The organism is Sphingomonas caeni (genome assembly GCF_026013415.1).
GTDB lineage: Bacteria > Pseudomonadota > Alphaproteobacteria > Sphingomonadales > Sphingomonadaceae > Sphingomonas > Sphingomonas caeni.
Window position 1 is genome coordinate 68,261 of sequence record NZ_JAPDOK010000003.1, and the last position, 20,900, is coordinate 89,160.

Annotated in this window: 18 protein-coding genes; 11 read left to right on the top strand and 7 right to left on the bottom strand. The window is 67.1% G+C overall.

The genetic code is table 11. The annotated features are described in order from the left end of the window. Positions 1–22 precede the first annotated feature (22 nt). The 4 genes from OF829_RS09035 (at position 23) to OF829_RS09050 (ending at position 2,859) form a co-directional block, all read left to right on the top strand. On the top strand, positions 23–409 hold the full coding sequence (locus OF829_RS09035; protein WP_264939686.1) for a hypothetical protein: 387 nt from the start codon (positions 23–25) through the stop codon (positions 407–409). Beyond that, a complete protein-coding gene (locus tag OF829_RS09040) occupies positions 406–1,596 on the top strand; it encodes a PfkB family carbohydrate kinase (protein ID WP_264939687.1) in 1,191 nt (396 codons plus the stop codon). The genes OF829_RS09035 and OF829_RS09040 overlap by 4 nt, the downstream gene beginning before the upstream one ends. A gap of 5 nt (positions 1,597–1,601) precedes the next feature. Further along, on the top strand, positions 1,602–2,186 hold the full coding sequence (locus OF829_RS09045) for a 7-cyano-7-deazaguanine synthase (RefSeq protein WP_264940172.1): 585 nt from the start codon (positions 1,602–1,604) through the stop codon (positions 2,184–2,186). 109 nt (positions 2,187–2,295) lie between these two features. After that, positions 2,296–2,859 carry a nitroreductase family protein gene (locus OF829_RS09050; protein ID WP_264939688.1) on the top strand — a complete coding sequence of 188 codons (564 nt, stop codon included), beginning with the start codon at positions 2,296–2,298 and terminating at the stop codon, positions 2,857–2,859. Positions 2,860–2,947: 88 nt separating this feature from the next. Here the strand turns inward: OF829_RS09050 and OF829_RS09055 are convergent, their stop codons facing one another. Next, on the bottom strand, positions 2,948–3,202 hold the full coding sequence (locus OF829_RS09055; protein ID WP_264939689.1) for a hypothetical protein: 255 nt from the start codon (positions 3,200–3,202) through the stop codon (positions 2,948–2,950). Positions 3,203–3,396: 194 nt separating this feature from the next. Between OF829_RS09055 and OF829_RS09060 the strand changes: the two genes are divergently transcribed. The 7 genes from OF829_RS09060 to OF829_RS09090 all read left to right on the top strand — a co-directional run bounded on the left by OF829_RS09060 (position 3,397) and on the right by OF829_RS09090 (position 12,893). Beyond that, positions 3,397–6,486 carry a sugar-binding domain-containing protein gene (locus tag OF829_RS09060; RefSeq protein WP_264939690.1) on the top strand — a complete coding sequence of 1,030 codons (3,090 nt, stop codon included), beginning with the start codon at positions 3,397–3,399 and terminating at the stop codon, positions 6,484–6,486. 1 nt (position 6,487) lies between these two features. After that, positions 6,488–7,768: a pectate lyase gene (pelA, locus tag OF829_RS09065; protein ID WP_264939691.1), complete on the top strand. Its 1,281-nt coding sequence runs from the start codon at positions 6,488–6,490 to the stop codon at positions 7,766–7,768. 21 nt (positions 7,769–7,789) lie between these two features. Further along, positions 7,790–8,926: a cupin domain-containing protein gene (locus OF829_RS09070; protein ID WP_264939692.1), complete on the top strand. Its 1,137-nt coding sequence runs from the start codon at positions 7,790–7,792 to the stop codon at positions 8,924–8,926. Between the two features lie 91 nt (positions 8,927–9,017). Then, entirely contained in the window at positions 9,018–9,188 is a 171-nt protein-coding gene (locus OF829_RS09075; RefSeq protein ID WP_264939693.1) for a hypothetical protein, read from the top strand. 147 nt (positions 9,189–9,335) lie between these two features. After that, a complete protein-coding gene (locus tag OF829_RS09080) occupies positions 9,336–11,138 on the top strand; it encodes an asparagine synthetase B family protein (RefSeq protein ID WP_264939694.1) in 1,803 nt (600 codons plus the stop codon). Further along, positions 11,131–12,060 carry a hypothetical protein gene (locus OF829_RS09085; protein ID WP_264939695.1) on the top strand — a complete coding sequence of 310 codons (930 nt, stop codon included), beginning with the start codon at positions 11,131–11,133 and terminating at the stop codon, positions 12,058–12,060. Before OF829_RS09080 ends, OF829_RS09085 begins: the two co-directional genes overlap by 8 nt. Continuing rightward, complete coding sequence (locus tag OF829_RS09090) at positions 12,057–12,893, top strand: sulfotransferase domain-containing protein (protein ID WP_264939696.1); 837 nt, start codon at positions 12,057–12,059, stop codon at positions 12,891–12,893. Before OF829_RS09085 ends, OF829_RS09090 begins: the two co-directional genes overlap by 4 nt. Here the strand turns inward: OF829_RS09090 and OF829_RS09095 are convergent. The 6 genes from OF829_RS09095 to OF829_RS09120 all read right to left on the bottom strand — a co-directional run bounded on the left by OF829_RS09095 (position 12,890) and on the right by OF829_RS09120 (position 20,874). After that, positions 12,890–13,168, bottom strand: a complete 279-nt coding sequence (locus OF829_RS09095; RefSeq protein WP_264939697.1) for a PqqD family peptide modification chaperone — start codon at positions 13,166–13,168, stop codon at positions 12,890–12,892. The two genes, OF829_RS09090 and OF829_RS09095, sit on opposite strands and share 4 nt — an antisense overlap. Before the next feature lie 38 nt (positions 13,169–13,206). After that, positions 13,207–13,995, bottom strand: coding sequence for a uroporphyrinogen-III C-methyltransferase (gene cobA / locus OF829_RS09100; RefSeq protein WP_264939698.1), 789 nt, complete (start codon positions 13,993–13,995; stop codon positions 13,207–13,209). Continuing rightward, positions 13,988–16,591, bottom strand: a complete 2,604-nt coding sequence (locus OF829_RS09105; RefSeq protein WP_264939699.1) for a nitrate reductase — start codon at positions 16,589–16,591, stop codon at positions 13,988–13,990. Before OF829_RS09105 ends, cobA begins: the two co-directional genes overlap by 8 nt. A gap of 1 nt (position 16,592) precedes the next feature. Further along, the gene (nirD, locus tag OF829_RS09110; RefSeq protein WP_264939700.1) at positions 16,593–16,928 is read right to left on the bottom strand and encodes a nitrite reductase small subunit NirD; all 336 of its coding nucleotides are present in this window, start codon (positions 16,926–16,928) and stop codon (positions 16,593–16,595) included. After that, positions 16,925–19,387: a nitrite reductase large subunit NirB gene (gene nirB / locus OF829_RS09115; RefSeq protein WP_264940173.1), complete on the bottom strand. Its 2,463-nt coding sequence runs from the start codon at positions 19,385–19,387 to the stop codon at positions 16,925–16,927. The genes nirD and nirB overlap by 4 nt, the downstream gene beginning before the upstream one ends. 278 nt (positions 19,388–19,665) lie before the next feature. After that, entirely contained in the window at positions 19,666–20,874 is a 1,209-nt protein-coding gene (locus OF829_RS09120) for an alginate export family protein (protein WP_264939701.1), read from the bottom strand. Positions 20,875–20,900: the final 26 nt, after the last annotated feature.

The window sequence follows — 20,900 nt, forward strand, 5'->3', positions numbered from 1 at the left end:
AGACCAAGGCACAGGGGGTATCATGACTGGAAGCGGCGGCGGACGAAGCGACTATTATTCACCGACACCACCGTCCACGCCAAAGCCGACCGACGGTGGCGGCGGCGGAGGGGGCGGCGGAGGCGGTGGCGGCAGCGATCCGTGCGACATAGTCGAGACCGTTCCGCTCAACAGTCCACAACCCGCCATCATCGCTACGCTAAATGTCGGCGACATCCTCGATGTCATGCTTGATACGAATGGGCCCCGCCCTGTGCTCGAGGTGCAACGCAACGGCCAGCGTGCCGGTGCACTCACGCACCGCAACCACCTCACCCTTATCAATTGCATCGTAAACGGTCGGACCTACCAAGCAATCGTCGTCAAGAAAGTCGGAGGAGCGGTGGAGGTCCGGATCGAGCCGGTATGACCACGGTCGTCGGGGGCGTGTACGTCGAACGGTGCGTCGAACCCCACTGGGACGACGTGTATGGCTCAGCCGGGCGCGCTGCTGCCGCCATCAGCGCGGCCACGCCCGATGTCCGGCTTTTGACCTATCGTGCGAAGCCGCTCGCCAGCGCGTTCGCGAGTCTCGAGAACGCGTACGGTCTGGCGATCGATGGCCCCGAGGTCGCCGAGCAGATCGCATTCGACTACTTCCATCCACTCGCTGTGCCGCGCATTACCCCGCGTCCGGATGCGGTGAAACGACAGTCGTCTATTAAGGTCGAGGACGACATCGTGCTTCGGTTCGGCATGCTCGAGGGTGACGCTGTCGTGTCGGCAGGCACAGTCGTCTACGATCCGCAATCGGCATTCGACCCCCGCCCTTACGACGAGAATGGCTCGACCGCCGGCCGCCTGGCGCTGATCCTCAACCAGCATGAAGCTAGGCGGTTTACCGGTGATCCGGACGCGCGCAAAGCGGCGGAAGCGCTGCTCGCCCGGGGGGACACCGAGGTGGTCGTCCTCAAGATGGGAAGCCGCGGAGCCCTCGTGCTGACGGCGACGAGTTCCCATCAGGTGCCCGCGTACCGGAGCGAGAACGTCTTCAAGATCGGATCGGGCGACGTCTTCTCCGCGGCGTTCACCCAGTTCTGGGCAATCGACGGACGTTCGCCAGACGAAGCCGCTGATCTCGCTTCGCGAGCTGTGAGCCGATATGTCGATACCAAGTCGCTACCTATCCCGACCGCTCATGACCTTACGGCAGCTGACCTCGTACCGATAACCTCCGGGGACGGCCGGATCTACATTGCGGCTCCGTTCTTCAACCTGGCCGAGCGCTGGATCGTTGAGGAAGTCCGGGCACAACTTATCGACATGGGCATTCCGGTCTTCTCGCCGCTCCACGAGGTCGGGGAGGGTCCCGGCGAGATCGTGGCACCGCAGGACCTGGCTGGCCTCGACGACTGCCAAGTGGTGCTCGCGATCCTGAACGGTTCTGACACCGGCACGGTGTTCGAGGTCGGTTACGCCGTTGCGAGGGGAATCCCCGTGGTGGCTCTCGCCCAAAACATGCGCGCCGAAGACTTGAAGATGGTCGCAGGGTCGGGCTGCACTATCGTTGGCGATCTGGCCTCGGCGATTTACCAAGCGGTGTGGGCGCTTCCTTGAAGGCCGTGCTCCTATCCGGCGGAATGGATTCGATCGCGCTGGCGTATTGGAAGCGCCCCGAAGTCGCGATCACCATCGACTACGCCCAGAAAGCCGCCTCGACTGAACTGGCCGTTGCTGCCGAGGTGGCCCGGACATTGAACATGCGCCACGAGATCATCCGCGTGGACTGTTCCTCGCTCGGTTCGGGCGACATGGCCGGTAGTGAGCCTCTTGCGGCCGCTCCCGTCACGGAATGGTGGCCGTTCAGGAACCAGATGCTGCTCACCTTCGCAGGTATGAGGGCCGTCGCGATCGGCGTCACCGAGCTAATGACCGGTTCAGTCGCGTCGGACGGAACCCATGCTGATGGTAGGGCCGAATTCTATGCGGCGGCTGATGCCCTGATGGGGATGCAGGAAGGAAACGTCCGCGTCATCGTGCCGGCCATCGGCATGACGACAGTCGAGCTGATCAAGACGTCCGGGGTGCCCCGCGAGATTCTCGCCTGGGCCCATTCCTGTCACACGGGGCCATTGGCATGCGGCGACTGCCGCGGTTGCCACAAGCACTTCCAGGTAACGGAGCAGCTGTTCGACGATGCCTACTGACCACGAGCCGATACCGCGGCTCGATCGCTCCGGCCCTCCATCTCGCATACCCCGCCCCGATCGATGGGTCCCGCTTCCGCGTGACATCAGGCAGCCAAGTGCCAGCTTCATGGAGATCCTCCAGGGCAGACGTTCCCTGATCGGGGGAGACATCACCGTTGAGGACCTGTCCTCTTTGCTCTGGCACTCGACCAGTCTGAGGGAGCGGCAGACCGGTGGCCGGTTCGGCCTCCCGTGGGAAAGCCGACCCGCCCCCTCCGTTGGCGGACTGCACGCCATGCGCGTCGTCGTGATGCCGCTGGGCGATCCGTCGACCGCGGGTGAATATGTACCCGACGTCCACGGGATCGCGCCGATCGACGCAGAGGCGCTCGAGATCAACCGGGCCAGTCTGGCCGAAATGCTGGACTGCGGGACGGGCACGACGCTACAGCTCGCGTGCGACGTCGATCTGCTCGAGGCGTGCTACTCGAACGCGGGTTCGTTGCTGTGGCGGGAAGCTGGCGCTCTTTCTGCGACGATCTGCCAAGTCGCGACGGGGCTCGGGCTCACCTCGGTCATGCTTGGGCGAACCGGGGACGGGATCCTTCGCGCTGCAGGCATCGACCGACGTCTGGTCGGCGCGGGCGCGGTGCAAGTTGGGTCATTCCCCACCCGGTTGGGTGAACCATGAATCCCTCCCCCCGCCACCACCCACTGCACTACGACTGGAGATATGACGGCCGCACGGCGAGCATGCTGGGGGAGATGCTGAGCGGCCATCACCGCTTAAAGCGCGGTGTCCAGCTTTCGATGAGCGCTTCCTCGTCATCTTCATCGGGCTGATCTTCTGGCCGCACAGAGAGCGAACTGCAGGTCAGAACCGTGAGAGTGCGCCCGTACCCGCCAAGCCCCACGACTTCCTCGGTAATCCGATAGGTCTGTTCGCCGTCCAGCCACCTATTCAAAAGGCCATCGCCTACCTCGCTTCGGCCCATTCTGACATTGTCGGGCTGGGCATTGAACTGGTGGGTCATCTCCGGTTGGAACCGCAAGGGGCGGGTACCCTCGCTTAGAGCGAGATGGGATCGGGTTGAACCGCCTTCGTCAATACGACACCAGCCGGCTCCGGATCGAATTCGATCAGCCCGCTTGCCGCGTATTGATACCGGTGTCATAACGCTCCCACAGCCCAGCCGGGAATCGGCGCGTATGGGTCGCGGGAGAGGGTATGTCAGGGATCAGCCGGCGGGGATTTCTCGGCGCGAGCGCGGCCGGGGCCGCCATGTCCTTCATTCCCTCGACCCATGCGGCGCCGGTGCTGGCCGACCTGCCCGATACCGGCTGGATGCTCTGGCTCGACCGCGATGCCGCGTGGCGCGACGATGCGATCCATCTCCCCTCGCAGGTGAATCTCCATGCGCTCCCGCTGAACCCGCCGACCGGCGGCTGGGGGGCCTTGTGGAAGGCGAAGGCGCTGGCGGTGACGCTCCCCACCACGGTCGAGGAGCATTTCTGGGGTGCGTTCGGCGAGCGGTCCTATACCGGGGACGAGTATCGCTACGCCGAGGACGATGCCGTCCCTCAGAACGGTGCGTATCGCGGCGTCTCCTGGTGGTATCGCGAGATCGACATTCCCGCCTCCGCCAGGGGCAAGCGCGTGATGCTCCATATCCGCGGCGCGCGGCTGCGGGCGGAGGTCTTCCTCAACGAAAGGCTCGTCGGCTATTCGATCATGTCGGAGCTGCCGATCCATTGCGATCTCACGCAAGCGATGCGGCCCGGGCAGGCGAACCGGCTCGCGATCCGCATCACCAATCCCGGCGGCCGCTACGACTGGCGCGATTCGACGACGATGATGTGGGGCGCGGCCAAGCTGTTCGCATCGCACGGCTTTGGCGGGATCGACCGCGGCATGACGCTGAGCGCGCATCCGCTCGACGCGCATATCGCCGATGCCTGGGTGCTCAACACGCCGAACCCGCGCGAAGTGACCGCGCATATGCAGGTCGTGCTGGCGAGCGCGCGCGACATGGTGAAGCTGCGCGGTCGCGCGCGGGTGGAACTGGTGGGCGTAAAGGGTGTCGTGAAGCTGGAGAGCATCAGCACCGACGCCAATGTCGCGACCTTCGTGTTCCGGGTGAAGGCGCCCGACGCGAAGCTCTGGGACCTTGAAACCCCGCACCTCCACCAACTCCGCTTCGGCTTCGGCGAGGACAGGCGCACGGTCCGGTTCGGCTTCCGCTGGTTCTCGCCCGAGGGGATCGGGACCAATGCCTTGCTTCGTCTCAACGGACGGCGCGTGAAGCTCTATTCGGCGATCTCATGGGGCTATTGGGGGTATAACGGGCTGTGGCCCACGCCCGAACTGGCGCGCCGCGAAGTCACCGCCGCGAAAGCGCTGGGACTCAACTGCCTCCATTTCCATCGCAATGTCGGCAAGGAGGAGGTGTTCGCCGCGCAGGATGCGGGTGGGCTGCTCCGGGTGATGGAGCCGGGCGGCGGGCGTCACGCGATCGGCAGGGATCTGAAGCCCGGCGAGACCCTGTCCGACGCCGACAGGTTCAGCCGCGATTTCCTCGTCGAGAAATGCGTGGCGATGGCGAAGACCTTCCGCTCGCACCCCAGCCTCGTGCAATATACGCTCCAGAACGAGATCGGGGCCAACCTCGCCAATCCGGACGTCCAGGCGGTGCTCAGGGCGATCCACGATGCCGATCCCAGCCGCACCGTCATCCTCAACGACGGCTTCGTCCAGCGCGGCGCAGCGCAGGCGATGATTCTGCCGTACAGCGATCACACTTACCGCTCGGACGTCGAGCAATGGGGCGGCTGGTGGGTCAATCACCAGGGCGCGGGCGACCAGTGGTACGACAAATTCTACCAGTCCAAGGACGCCTATATCCACCAGCAGGCGGGCAAGCCCTTCATCGTCGAGTTCGGCGAGATGCAGGGCTGCGCGGTGGCGGACAATCACGCCGGGATCGTCGCCGAGATCGATGCGCGTGGCGGCAAGTCCTACGATATCGAGGACCATCGGGTGATTCTCAGGGAGACCGAGGCGTTCCTCGACCGCTGGGGCTTCCGCAAGGCCTTCCCGACCGCGGAGAGCCTGTTCCTGTCGATCGGCCGCAAGGCCTATCACGCCTGGGAGAATTATTTCGAGAATATCCGGCTGGGCGACAACGTCGACATGGCCTGCGTCAGCGGCTGGGAGACGACCGCAATCGAGAATCATTCGGGGGTCGTCGACAATCTGCGCCACTTCAAGACCGATCCGGAGATCATCCGCCGCGCGCTGCTGCCGGTGCGGCCCTGCGCCAAGCAGCGCCGGCTGGTCTATGCGCTGGGCGAGACCGCCGAACTCGATATCTGGCTGTTCGACGATACCGGCGGGACGAGCGGGATCGGGCTGGACCTGATCCTGACGATGATCGGCCCGGACGGGCGCGAGCTGACCCGCGCCTCCTTCCCCACGCCTGCGCGCTTCGAACCCGATGTGTTCGCCTATCTGATCGAAGAGAAGGCGAAGCTTTTTCCGTTCGACAAGCCGGGCAAATGGACGATCCGCCTGGCGCATACGACGCCGGATGTTCCGGCGTTCGAGCGCGATTTCTGGGTGGTCGGCCCCGCGGCACCCTTCGCGCACGCGCTCCGCATCGGTGTGGCGGGCGTGGCGCAATCGCTGCGCAAGCAGCTCGATTTTGCCGGGGTGGCGTTCGAGGATTTCCGGCCCGGCCAACGCTATGACGGCGTCATCGCCTCGGGCCTCAGGGCCGACGAGATCGCCCGCCGCCAGGTCGGCGAGCAGACGGGTCTGGAGGCGCAGCCCCGCGCAGGCGAGAAGCCGCCGATGGTGCTCGGCGAACTCCCCGCCGAAGTCCTCGCCGCCGTCAAGACCGGAACGCCCTTGCTCGCGCTCGTGCCCGAGGATGGCCTCGCCGACGGCGTCGCGAAGCAGCTCTCGGCGCTTGGCCTGTTCCGCTATGCGGGACAGGTCGGCAATCTCCGCGCGCCCTGGATGGGCAATTGGAATTATCTCCGCGCGCATCCCTTGTTCGAAGGCATCCCTGCCGACTGCGCCACAAGCGTGCTCCATCAGGTCGAGGGGCAGCCGTCGAACGGCCTGATCGTGGACGGCGAGGGTGTCGAGATCGTCGCCGCCTATAGCCGCGACCATGACCGCAGGAACGGCGCCGCGACCCTGATCGCCCGCGCGAACGGCATGCACGCGGTCGTTCACCGCATGCCCGATATGGTTCAACCACTGCAGCGCCGCTTCCTGGAAAATGCGGTCCGCTGGCTGGCAGGAGTGAAGTAGAATGCGATTCTGGCAAGCGGCACTGTTACTCGCAAGTGTTCCCGCTGGCGTGGCGGCGGCGGGGGTGATCGGTCACATGATCCCGGCCGAGCCGATCACCGAGGCGCGGATCGCCCAGCTCCCCAAGGGCGAGCAGGCCGCCTGGACCGCCTATCTGGCCAGGTCGCGCGCGCTCAAGGCCGAGGACATGGCGTCGCTGTCGCGCGAGCGGGCAGGGGGCGTCGCGCCCGATGCGCCGCCGACCGGCCCCTCGGGCGGAGCGGGCATGCCGCTGGCCAACCCGGCGGAATGGTATGCGGGCCCCGAGGCACGCAAGGTGGCCGACAATATCGTCAGCTTCCAGACGCCTGCGGGCGGATGGGGCAAGAATGTCGACCGATCGGGCCCGCCGCGGCTGCGGGGCCAGCATTACGTGCCGATCGAGCATCTCCCCGCCAACGCCCGCAGCGACATCCCCGGCGACGAGGACTGGGCCTATGTCGGCACGATCGACAACAACGCGACCACCACCGAGATCCGCTTCCTCGCGCGCGTCCAGGCCGCGTTGCCGGGGGCGGAGGGTGAGCCGTACCGCGCAGCGATGGCCAAGGGCGTGCGCTATCTGCTGACCGCGCAATTCCCGAATGGCGGCTGGCCGCAAATCTATCCGCTCCAGGGCGGCTATCACGATGCGATCACCTATAATGACGATGCCATGTCCGATGTGATCGCGGTGCTGACCAGCGTCGCCGGGCGCGCGGGCGATTTTGCCGCCATCCCCGCGCCGCTCGCGGCGCAGGCGGGCACGTCGGTCGACAAGGCGATCGCGCTGATCCTCACCACCCAGGTCGTGATCGACGGCAAGCGCACCGTCTGGGGCCAGCAGCACGACGCGCTCACGCTCAAGCCGGTCGGGGCGCGCAATTTCGAGCCTGCCTCGCTCTCCAGCTACGAAAGCGCCGATATCCTCGCGATGCTGATGCGCCGGCCCAATCCCTCGCCACAGCTCGTCGCCGCGGTGCGGGCCGGGATCGACTGGCTTCAGGCGCATGCGATCCGCGACATGGAATGGAAGCGTGGGCCGAATGGCGCGATGCTTTCGCCCAAGCCGGGCGCGGGCCCGATCTGGTCGCGCTATTACGACTTCACCACCGGCAAGCCGGTGTTCGGGGATCGCGACAAGACGATCCATGACGATCCCAACGAACTCAGCCTCGAACGGCGCAACGGCTATAGCTGGTTCAGCAACGGGCCGCAGAAGGCGATCGACCAATATGCGAAATGGCCGTGGCGGCGGAAGTGAAGCGTTGCTAGCCTCCGGGCAATGAGCCCGATCCTGACCTCGATCCGTTCGCTGCTGCCCGACGACGACCTGCGCAGCCAGATGGCGGCGCGCACCGCGTATCGCGTGCCGGCGGACGGCACGATCGATCCGGCGGCGATCGTGACGCTCGAGACGATCGAGCAGGGCCTCGCGCGGGGCGTGATCCCGGTCGACGAGCTGCGCGTGTTCGGCGCCTATTCGCAGCTCGATCTCGAGCGCGTGGGGGTGGTCAAGGGCAAGGCGCTGCGGCCGCTCGCGCTGCGAGGGCTCGCGCGGCAGGGCGGCACCGTGGTGGTCAACAATGCCCAGCGGCTGACCCCCGAGCTGTGGGACCTGGCCTGCGCGGCCGAGCGCTGGCTGGGAACGGGGGTCACGCTGGCGGCGGTGATCTCGTTCGGCCAATCGGGGATCGAGCTGCACTATGACAGCGCCGACCTGATCATCGTCCATTTGAACGGGTCGAAGACCTGGAGCTTTTTCGGCCCCGCCATCGCCGACAGCGCCAAGCGCTTCACCAACCATCATCGCGATCCGCCGACCGAGATCACCGGCGAGGTGACGATGCGGCCGGGCGACCTGCTCTATGTCCCCTCGGGCCTGTTCCACCGCTGCACGCCGGGGGACTGGTCGCTGCATCTGGGGATCATCGTCAGTTATCCGTCGGCGGCAGGCTTCGCGAACTATGCCGCGGAACTGGTGAATGACGAAGCGAGAGCGGGCGCTCCCTTGCCCGGTTTCCTGGGCGAGGAGGCGGTCGCCGCGGAGCTGGAGGCGGTCAAGGCGCGGATGATCGCGCAAATCGCCGCGATCGATCCGATGGCCTGGTACGCCGAGCATCAGGCGCGGCGGGCGCGGATTCAGTCGCTCGATCTCAGCCCGGGCGCGCCAACCGCGGAGGGGATGGCGACGCTCAACGTGACGATCGGACCCGCGTCAAATGGCGACATGCTCTCTGCGGCGCATGCCGCGCTTGTCGCGACGCCGGCGGTGCAGGCGGTGGTCGCAGCCCTGCGCGAGAAGCCGCTTGCGGTCGCCGCGCTGCCCGGCCTGCTGGGTTCCGACTATTCTGTGGAAGCGGTTGCCGCTGCGCTGGCCAAGCTTGCCGATGCCGGATTGGTACGAATAGATACTGTCTGACGGCAAGTTATTACGCTTGCGACCTTGATTTATTGACCTCTCAAGCTATTATCCCGGCAACTTTGCGGGGTTTTCAAAAGGGTAGATGACGATGGATCGGATCGAAAACGAGTCGGCTGCGCGTGAAAATGGTCTCCCGCGCTGGCGCAAGCCGAAGCTGACCCTCGATACGATGGTCAATGCTACTGGGCAGGATCTGAATGCCCCCGGCGATGACGGCCAGACCGTCTATCCCGGCATTGATCTGGGCAACTATTCCTAAGCAACTGTTTCTGCGAATTTTTCGCATTGCTGGGGGTAGATGGGCGGTCTCGTTGGAATTGTTCGCCTCGATGGCGGACCCGTTGATCGCTCGATAACCGATCGGTGGAAGAGTGGGGCCGGCGCCGGTGGCGTCCGGCCTGCTCGAGTGCGTGCGGAGGGCGCATGGGCATTCGCCTATTATCCGCCGCGCTATCTTGCCACCGAGCCGGGCGCCCCCCAGCCATTCGACCTCGCATCGGGCGCGAAGCTGTTCGTCGAGGCGCGCCTCGACGACCGCGATGCGCTGCTGCGCGAACTGGGGCCCGGCGCCGGGGCGAAAGACGATCCCGCGCTGATCGCCGCGGCCTATGACCGCTGGGGCCTTTCGGCGCCCGAACGGCTCTATGGCGAGTTCGCGCTCGTCCATTGGGACGAGGCGGCGCGGCGGGTTACGCTGGCCCGGGACGCACTCGGCACGCGCGCGCTCTTCTATCATTTCGACGGGCAGGCGCTCCGCTTCGCCACCGCGATCCACCATTTGCTCGCCATGGCCGGCGTGCCGCGCGATCTCGACGATCTGGGCGTCACCGATTTCCTGGTCGGCGCCACCGACATGCCCGAGCGCACCCTGTATCGCGACATCCGGCGCGTGCCCGCGGGCGGCACCGCCACCTTCGACCAGACCGGCTGCCGCACCGCGCGCTATTGGACGCTCGACGCCATCGCCCCCGTCCGGCTGGCGCGCGATGAGGACTATGTCGAAGCGGCGCGCGACCTGCTCGACAAGGCCGTGGCCAGCCGGCTGCCCGCGGGCGGCACCGTCGCGACGATGCTCTCGGGCGGCTTCGATTCGGCGGCGGTCACCGCGACCGCGGCGCGCTTGCTGGGCGGCCAGGGGCTGACCGCCTTCACCCGCGTCGCCGGCGCGCACAATCCCTATACCCGCTTCGACGAAAAGGCCTTCGCGGGCCTTGTCGCGGCGCGCTACCCCAATATCGACTGGGTAGTCGTCGACGACCTCCACCAGGCTGAGCGCGACGTGCATCCCGAATGGGAGTCGGCGACGATGGGCCTTCCGGTCACGCCGTTTCCGCGCACCTGGTTCGAGCCGATCCATCAGCGCGCGGCGGCGATCGGCGTGCGCACGCTGCTGACCGGCGGCATGGGCAACGCCACGCTTTCGTGGAGCGGCAATGCCTTGTGCTTCGAGCAGGTCCGGGGCGGCAGGATGATCTCCGCCGTCCGGGGCGTGATCCAGCGCACGCGGCGCGAGGGGGGATCGGTCGCACGGGCGCTGCGCAGCGAGATCGGCGCCGCGATCCAGCCGCGTGCGCTTCGCCGCTGGCAAGTGGGCCGCCGGACCGATGAGCGCGCGCGCTGGCAGATGTCGGCGGCACTTTCCCCCGATTTCCTGCAATCGCTCGACTATGAATCGCATACGGAAAGTGCCGCGCACGATATCCTCCGCCGGGTTCCGCTCAGCGGGCGGGCGCGGCGCTGGTCGATGCTTCAGCGCGAGGACATGGCCGATCGCGCCGCCTATCTGCGTGGCCATCTGCCGCACGAGATGCTCGATCCGTTCAGCGACCGGCGGATCGCCGAATTCACGCTGGGTGTGCCCGAACGGCAATATCAGCGCGACGGCGTCCGCCGTCATCTCGCGCGGCGCGCCTTTGCGGACCGGCTTCCGGAGGCGCTGCTCGCCCAGACGAGGCGCGGGCGGCAGATCGGCGAATGGTACCATCTCGCCAATTTGCGGCGCGAGCAGACCGCCGAGGCGGTCGAGCGGCTGAGCCGGTCGCCGCTCGCGAGCCGTATCCTCGACGTGAAACATCTCAAGACTCTGGTCGATACCTGGCCCGGGAACGCCGAAGAGGCGCAGCGCAGCGAGCGGCAGCACCGTTACGTCCTGCACTTCAGCGTCGCCATGGGGGCGTTCCTGCGCTGGCATGAGGGAAGCAATGGCTGAGGAGGGCCGCGACTATAATCTGTGCGGCTGGCGGGTATCGAGCGAGATCAACCTGCCCGAACTTGCGCCCTGGCCCGGTACGCCCGGCCCGATCGATGTCGCCATCCGGATCGGCGAAGTGCCGCCCAGCATCCCGAACCTCGTCCTCGACACCCCGTTCCTCCAGACCGACGCCGAGGGTCATGCGCGCTACACCATCCCCGGCGTGGCCGATTTCCTGGTCGAGCATGGCCGCAGCATCACGATCCAGCCGGGCATGGACCCGGAATCGCCCGATGTGCGGCTATGGTTGCTCGGCAGCGTGTTCGGCCTGTTGTGCAACCAGCGCGGGCTGCTCCCGCTTCATGCGGCTTCGGTCGAGATCGACGGCAAGGCGGTCGCGTTCGCGGGTGCCTCGGGGTCGGGCAAGTCGACCCTGGCGGCGGCGTTCAACCGCCGCGGATTCCGCCTGTTCGCCGACGATGTGACGCCGATCGCGGTCGATGGCGGCCAGGTCCGCTTCCTGCCCGGGTTGCGCCGGATCCGGCTCTGGCCCGATTCGTTGCGCGACGCCGATTGGGATGTCGCGGAACTCGAGCGGTGCCGCGAGGGGATCGAGAAGTTCAGCCGATCCTTCGACCGCGATTTCGTGACCGAGCCGATGACGCCGGCCGCACTGTTCCACCTCCGCCCCATCTCCGACACGATCGGTGACGTGATGCTCACACGGCTCCAGGGTGCCGGCGCAGTGCAGCAGGTGCGGCGCCAGGTCTATCGCTGGCGCACGCTCAAGCAATCGGTGGGCAGGCCCGAGGCGATCTCGCGCGTGATCCGCGCCGCCGCGGGCATTCCCCGCCATTTCGAACTCTTCCGCCGGGTCGGCTTCGACAATCTCGACGCGACGGTCGATGCGGTGGTGGAGACGGTGCGGCTGATCCGATGAGCGGCGCGATCTGGCTCACCTCCTATCCGCGATCGGGTAACACCTGGACGCGGATGGCGCTCTATTCGCTCCACAACGGCGGCGCCGAAATCGATTTCGAGGAGGTCGGCCTGTTCGGCCGGATGTCGGCGCGGCGCGAGCTGATCGATCGCGCGCTCGAGATCGATTCGGGGCTGATGACCTTCGATGAACTCGAGGAGATGCGCCCCGACGCGCATGCCGTCCTTTATGGTCCCAAGACCGAGCCGGAGCTTTGCAAGGTCCATGACGCGTGGATTCGCACCCCCAGCGGCCGGCCGATCTTCGACGCCGCCTTCACCCATGCGACCATCTATCTGATCCGCGATCCGCGCGATGTCGCGGTGTCCTGGTCGCGCTTCGTCGACTGGAGCGTTGCGCGCAGCGTGGCCTTCATGTGCGATCACGAGGCTGCGCTCGGCACCAACGCGCGGGGGATCGGAACGCAGATCGTCCAGCGCACCGGCAGCTGGAGCGATCATGCTCGCAGCTGGATCGACGAATCGGGGCTCGATCCGCTCGTCATCCGATACGAGGACATGCTCGCCGATCAGCCCGGGGCATTGCGGCGGATGGCCGAGCGGATCGGCTGGGACGCGCCCGACGCGGCGGTGGCCAGGGCGGTCGAGCTCACCCATTTCGAACAGCTTGCCGCCAAGGAGCGGCGCGAGGGCTTCATGGAGCGCGCGGCCAAGGCCAAGCGCTTCTTCCACACCGGCAAATCGGGGACGTGGCGCGAGGTGCTCAGCCCCGAACATACCGCGCGGATCGAGCGCGAGCATGGGGAGATGATGGCGCGGTTCGGGTATCTCTAAGCCGCGCGGAGCAGCGCGTGCGAGGCGAGTTCCGCCATGAACTCCATGGCGTCACCCTCGATTTCGGCAGCGTCGCCATCGAACTGCGACTGGAGCGTCTCGCACACCGCAGCGGGCGTATGGGGCTGTTCGAGCAAGCGCCAGATCTCGCTGCCGATCGGATCGAGCCCGAAATATTTGCCGTCCTGGATGCTGATCAGCACCAGTTCGCCATCGACTTCGGAAGCGATGATATCGGGCGAGCGCACCAGCGGGGCGGAGGGATCGAGAGCCATGCGCGCGGGCTAGCAGAGGCGCGGGCGCGGGCGCAAGCCTAGCGCGGCAGCCTGCGTTCTTCGGCAGTATGCGCCGCGGCCCGTCGCCCGCTTTGGCCGCCGCGCACCGCTTCGCCGATCAGCAGCAACGCCGGACTTTCCCCCGCGACCGCGGCCACGGTGAGCGGCAGCAGGTCGAGCCGGGTGAACACCAGCCGCTCGGTCGGAAGGCTGACATCGGCGGCGATCAGCACCGGCGTGTCGACCGCCAGCCCATGCGCCATCAATTCCCGCGCAATCTCGGGCGCGGCGGCGCGGCCCATATAGACGGCGAGGGTGGCCTTGGGATCGGCGAGCGCCGCCCAGTCGAGATCGAGCGCCTCGCCCGCGCGGGCATGCGCCGTCACGAGCTGGAGGCGGCGCGAGAAGCCGCGCAGGGTCAGCGAGGTGCAGGCGCTCGCCGCCGCCGCGCTGGCCGCGGTGATGCCGGGGCAGACATGGACCGCAACGCCGGCCGCGCGCAGATGATCGATCTCCTCGCCCGAGCGGCCGAACACCGACGGGTCGCCGCCCTTCAGCCGCACCACGCGCTCGCCATCCTGCGCCGCGGCGAGCAGCAAATCGTTGATGCTCGCCTGATCCTTCGAATGCCGCCCCGATCGCTTGCCCACGGGCACGCGGACGACATGGGCGGGGATCATTTCGAGAATGCCCGGCCCGATCAGCGCGTCGTAGAACACGATCGATGCGTCGCACAGCAGCCGGCTGGCCTTCCACGTCATCAGATCGGGATCGCCCGGGCCGGCGCCGACCAGCCATACCGTGCCGGGCGCGATACCGTCAGCCATGCGCCTTCTCCTTCGCTTCGCCGATCAGCCGCCCGATCGCCGGGCGGCACGACCCGCAATTGGTGCCCGCCGAAAGCGCCGCGCCGACCGCTTCGACGCTGGTCAGCCCTTGGCGCGCGATCGCGGTGACGATCGTCTTCATGCCGACATCGAAGCACGCGCAGACGATCGGTCCGCGATCGGGCTGGGGCGCGGCGGGGCGGCCCGCGAGCAACTCGATCGCGGGTGGCGCGTCGGCGGCGGCGAGCTGGCCGATCAGCCAGTCGCGCGAGGGCAGGCTGCCGGTGCGCGAGAGATAGAGCGCCGCCGCGAGCTTGCCGTTCGCGATTACCGCATGGCGCATCTGACCGCGCGCCGGGTCGCTCGTCTCGATCCGCTCGCCGCGCGGGAGCAGCTGGCGGATCAGCCGCGCGGGGTCGCCATCACCGGCCAGCTCGACCAGCCAACCTTGCGGCACCCGCACGCGTGTCGCCCAGACCGCGTCGATCGCACCGGGCTCCTCGCGCGCGATCAGGAAGCCGCGCCATTCGACCGCGACGCGCTCGGCGCGCGCTGGGGTCGATTTGAACCCCGGCTGGCCCGAATGCGGATCGACCAAGGGGCGAGGGAGCAGGCCGGTGCGGCCGCCCGTCGATTGCCGGTCGGTCCAGTGGATCGGGGTGAAAAGCTCGCCCCTGCGCTGCCCCTCGCTCAGCGTCGCGCGGAAGACGCTCGCGCCCTGCGGCGTCGAGACGCGCGCGAGGTCGCCCTCGGTGATTCCCAGCGCTTCGGCATCCTCGGGGTGGATCTCGACCAAAGGCTCGCGGCGATGGCTCGCCAGCTTGGGCGAGAGGCCGGTCCGGGTCATCGTGTGCCACTGGTCGCGATAGCGCCCCGTGTTGAGCGTCATCGGCCAGTTGGCGAGCGGGGCGGGGAGGGGCATCTGGCTGACCGGCACCAGCCGCGCCTTGCCGTCAGCGGTCGGGAAGCGCCCATCCGCGAACGCCTGACCGCCCCAGCGCCACGGCGCCATTGCGTCATAATCGGCATTGCCGATCGCGGCGTGCTTGCCGATGTCGAACAGGCGCGCGCCGTCATTCTGATAGGTCGAGAGCCGGGCATGTTCGCGATAGATGTCGGCCGGGCGGCTATAGGCGAAGTCGCTGGTCCAGCCCATCCGGCGGCCGATTTCCTTGACGATCCACCAGTCGGGCCGCGCTTCGCCGGGCAGTGCGAACAGCGCCCGCTGGCGGCTGATCACCCGCTCCGAATTGGTGACCGTGCCGTCCTTCTCGCCCCAGCCGGCGGCGGGCAGCTTCACATGCGCGTATTTGCTGGTGTCGGTCTCGGCGATGCAGTCCGAGACCACGACGAACGGACAGCTGGCCAGCGCCTCGCGCACCGCGCCCGCATCGGGCATCGAGACTGCGGGGTTGGTCGCCATCACCCATAGCGCCTTGATCCGTCCCTCGGCGACCGAGCGGAACAGGTCGACCGCCTTGAGCCCGGGCTTGGCCGCCATGTTCGGCGCCGCCCAGAAGCGCCCGACGCGCGCGACATTGTCGGGTGCGAAATCCATATGCGCGGCGAGCGTCGAGGCGAGCCCGCCCACCTCGCGCCCACCCATCGCATTGGGCTGGCCGGTGATCGAGAAGGGCGCCGCGCCGGGCTTGCCGATCCGTGCCGTCGCCAGATGCAGATTGGTGATCGCATTCACCTGATCGGTGCCGCGCAGCGACTGGTTCACCCCCTGGCTGAACAGGGTCACGGTGCGTGGGAATTGCGCGAACAGATCGAAGAAGCGCCTGAGATCGGCGGGTTGGACGTCGCACGTCCGCGCCACTGACCACAGGTCGCTCCCCTCTCCCACCTGGTCCCAGAGGCCGTCAGGGACGTTGACGCTCCGGGCCAGGTAAGCCTCATCGATGATGCCTTCGGCGCGGCAATGCGCGAGCAGGCCGTTGAACAGTGCGACATCGCTCCCCGGGCGGATCGCGAGGTGGAGGTCGGCATCCTCGCACGTCTCGGTGCGGCGCGGATCGATCACGACCAGCTTCGTGCCGCGCGCAGCCCGGGCGGCCATGATCCGCTGATAGACGATCGGGTGGCACCATGCCGTGTTCGACCCGACGAGGATGACGAGATCCGCGGCGTCGAGATCGTCATAGGAGGCGGGCACCATATCCTCGCCGAACGCGCGCAGATGCCCGGTGACCGCGCTCGACATGCACAGCCGCGAATTGGTGTCGATATTCGCCGAGCCGATGAAACCCTTCATCAGCTTGTTGGCGACGTAATAGTCCTCGGTCAGCAGCTGGCCCGAGACATAGAAGGCGACGCTGTTCGGCCCATGCTGCGCCACCGCCTCGCGGAAGCGCTTGGCGACCAGATCGAGCGCCTTGTCCCAGCTCGCGCGCTTGCCGTGGATGGTCGGGTGCAGCAGCCGGCCCTCGAGGCTGGTGGTCTCGCCCAGATGCGTGCCCTTGGAACAGAGCCGCCCGTGGTTGGCGGGGTGTTCGGGGTCGCCCTTGATCTCGGCTGAGCGTTCGCCGGTGACCGTTGCGGCGATCCCGCAGCCGACGCCGCAATAGGCGCAGGTGGTGCGGATCGCCGTCATTTCACGCCGCCGCCAGCGCGCCGGCGCGGCCGATCAGCACGCGGCCGCTGACGATCTTCACCGGCACCGTCGGCGTGCATCCCTTGTCCTCGCCCTGCGCCGTCCCCGTCTTCAGCGCGATGTTCCAATTGTGGAGCGGGCAGGCGACGCTGTGGCCGTGGACGATGCCCTGGCTCAGCGGGCCGCCCTTGTGCGGGCAGCGATTGACCAGCGCGAACACCTGATTGTCGCCGGTGCGGAACACCGCGATCTCCTCCCCGCCCGCGACGGGGACGGTGCGCGCGCCGCGCACAGGGATCTGGTCGAGCCAGCCGATATCGAGCCAGTCTGCGGTCATGCGGATTCTCCGACGGGGTGGAATTCGGCCATGTGGCTGTGCTGGACGCGGTCGGCGCCCGCGGCGCGCTCGGCCCAGGGGTCTTCCTGGCTGAAGCTTTGCGAGAAGAGGAAGCGGGCGGCGAGCGCGTCGCGGCCCTCGGCGTCATCGGCGATCCGTTCGCGGATGTATTCGACCCCGACCCGCTCGATCCACGGCGCGGTGCGCTCGAGATAGCGCGCCTCTTCGCGATAGAGCTGCACGAAGGCGGCGCAATAATGCATCGCCTCTTCCTCGGTCGCGACCTTGCAGAGAAAGTCGGTCGCGCGGACATGGATGCCGCCATTGCCGCCGACATGGAGCTCATAGCCCGAGTCGACGCAGACCACGCCGAAGTCCTTGATCGTCGCCTCGGCGCAGTTGCGCGGGCAGCCGCTGACCGCGATCTTGAACTTGTGGGGCATCCACGATCCCCAGGTCATCCGCTCGATTTTGACGCCCAGCCCGGTCGAGTCCTGCGTGCCGAAGCGGCACCATTCGGAACCGACACAGGTCTTCACCGTGCGCAGCGACTTGCCGTATGCGTGACCCGAAACCATCCCGGCGGCATTCAGATCGGCCCAGACCGCGGGCAGATCCTCCTTCTTGATCCCGAAGATATCGAGCCGCTGCCCGCCGGTGACCTTCACCATCGGCGCGTTGAACTTCTCGACCACATCGGCGATCGCGCGCAGCTCGCGCGGATTGGTGATCCCGCCCCACATCCGCGGGACGACCGAATAGGTGCCGTCCTTCTGGATATTGGCGTGCATCCGCTCGTTGACGAAGCGGCTCTGCTGGTCGTCGGCATAGTCGCCGGGCAGCGCGCAGAGCAGATAGTAATTGAGGGCAGGGCGGCACGAGGAGCAGCCGTCGGGGGTGCTCCAGTGCAGCTTCTGCATCACCTCGGGGATCGAACGCATCCCCTGCGCGACGATCTCGCGGCGGACATCGTCATGGCCGAACGAGGTGCATTTGCACATCGTCTTGGGTCCGGCCTGAACCTCGTCGCCGAGCTTGAGCGCGAGGAGATTCTCGACAAGGCCGGTGCACGAGCCGCAGCTCGCCGAGGCCTTGCAGCCCGCGCGCACCGCGTCGAGGCTGCACGCCCCCTTGTCGATGCACGCCAGCACCTGGCCCTTGGAAACGCCGTTGCAGCCGCAGATCTCGGCATCGTCCGAGAGCGCCGCAACGGCCGCCTTAGGGTCCGATACGCCCCCTCCCTGGGCGAAAGCCTGGCCGAAGATCAGCAGATCGCGGAGTTCGGAGACATCCTCCTGCCGCTTGAGCAGATCGAAATACCAGCCGCCATCGCCGGTATCGCCATAGAGGACCGCGCCGACGATCCTGTCGTCCTTCACGACGACGCGCTTGTAGACCCCGCGTGAGGCGTCGCGCAGTACAATGTCTTCGGCGCCCTCGACCGCCGAGAAATCGCCCGCCGAGAAGACGTCGATCCCGGAGACCTTGAGCTTGGTCGAGGTGACCGACCCCTTGTAGCCGGTCGGCTTCTCGACCAGCCCGTCCGCGAGCGCCCGGCACATCTCGAACAGCGGCGCGACCAGGCCATAGACCTGCCCGTCATGCTCGACGCATTCGCCGACGGCGAGCACCGCCGGGTCCGAGGTGACCATATGATCATCGACATGGATGCCGCGCCCCACCGCCAGCCCGGCCTCGCGGGCAAGCTTCACATTGGGGCGGATGCCCACCGCCATCACCACCAGGCTCGCCGGGATCAGCGTGCCGTCCTTGAGCCGCACCCCCTCCACCGCGCCATCGCCGACGATCTCGGCGGTGTCTGCCTGGGTCAGGATCGTCTGCCCGCGCCCTTCGAGCGCGGTCTTGAGCAGCCAGCCCGCCGCCTCGTCGAGCTGGCGCTCCATCAGCGTCGGCATCAGATGGACCACCGTCACCTTCATGCCGCGCAGGCTCAGCCCGTGCGCAGCCTCGAGCCCGAGCAGACCGCCGCCGATCACCACCGCGTCGCCGCCCATGTCCGCCGCCATCAGCATCCGGTCGACATCGGCCATGTCGCGGAAGCTGATCACGCCGGGCAGGTCGTGTCCCGGCACCGGGATGATGAAGGGATCGGAGCCGGTGGCGAGCAGCAGCCGGTCGTAGCTCACCACCCGTCCCGATGCTGCGAACACATTCTTCGCCTGGCGGTCGATCGAGATCACGGCGTCGCCCGCGATCAGTTCGATGCCATTGTCGCGATACCAGTCATGCCCGTTGAGGACGATGTCCTCGAAGCTCTTCTCGCCGGCGAGCACGGGCGAGAGCATGATCCGGTTATAGTTCACATGCGGCTCGGCGCCGATGATCGTCACGCGATAGCGCTCGGGATCGCGCGCAAGCAATTCCTCGATCGCGCGGCACCCGGCCATGCCGTTGCCGATCACCACCAGATGCTCGCGTGCCTGCGGGGGCCGGGGCATGCCGCCCGCCTCCTCGCCGGTCCATTCGCTTCCCGAAAGCTCCATCGTCCCAAGCTCCAAACGCGAAAAGGCCGCCATGCGGGACACCTCCGAAGAGATGCCCGCATGGCGGCCTTGCCAATCACCCTTGAGCGGTTTCCCGCCCGATGCACCCCCGTCTCCCGTCCCTGGAAGCGGCGGCTATGTCCTGTTCAGGCGTCCTTGCCCGATGCGAGCATGATGCGGTGCAATGTGCCCCGCATCAAGCCCTTATTTTGCACCGCAGCACGATTTCGGGACTAAAAGGCCCAATCGAGCTGCAGCCACAGCTTGTGCGTGTCGGTCGCGAAGCCGGCGCTCTCATAGCCCGCATAGCGCGCCGAGACGGTGTAGCGGCCCAGCTTCGCGCTCCCCAACAGGTCGAGCTCGGTGCCATAAGGCCGGTCCATCCGATCGCTGCGGAAGCTGTGCCAGGTCGCCTGAAGCGTCACGGCTTTGAGCTTGCCCAGCGTCGGCGCGACATAGCCAACCGTGCCGTACACGTCGCGCACGCCGTCGGCCGGATCGGGCACGAACTTGCCCGCCCATCCGCGCCAGCGGAACCCGCTGCCCACCGGCATCTGGAACGAGGTGAAGGCGACGCCATTATCGGCGCCCAGCACCTCATAGCCCCCGCCCAGCCGGAACTCCCTCGCCTCCAGCATCCCGTCGACCAGATAATAGCTCGCGGAATAGCTGTTCGGGTTGCGGTGATAGTTGGTCTGGCGGGCGAAGCTCAGCTGGTAGTTGAGCTTCACCTTGGGGGCGAGCGTCTGGCTGCCCGCGAACTTCGCACCATAGGTCTGGTTGGAGAGGCGGAAATTCTGCACCGCCGCCTCGTCCTGATCGACCAGATAGGCATAGCCCGTCACCGTCCCGATCGGGGTCGTGTAGCTCAGGTTCGCGAAGACATTGTCGCCGGAAACCGCCCGTTGCCGCGCGCCGGTTCCTTCGATGCCCCACACGGTGCGCACGCTCCAGGCATAGGTGACGTCGGCCTTGAGCTTGGGGATCGGCGTCCATTCGACCCGCACCGCATCGAAGGTCTGGGCGCTCTGGCGGAACAGCGCGGCGTCGACGAAGCGGTCGTCGTCGAGCGAGATGCGCTGGCGCCCCGCGGTGACGGTGATGTCCTTGTCCTTGTACTGGAGCTGCGCGCGATGGATCGCCACATTCTCCGGATCGGCGATCAGGGGCCGCGTCGCGGCGCCGTGGAGCCCGTCATAATAATGATCGTCCAGCGCCAGCACGCCCTGCGCCTCGAACAGCGCGCTCACCCGCTTGCGGGTGATGATGCCCCCGGCGCGGACCCGGAGCGTCACCGCGGTCGATTCGTCGGTGGCGAGGCCCGTCTGCTCGACATTCTCCATCCGGAGACGCGCTTCGAGCAGCGGCTTGAACTTGATATCCTGCGCACAGGCAGGCGTGGCAACGACAACGGCCGCGCCCGCAAAGAGAATCCACTTCATCATATTACCCCCACTCGAGCCTCCGT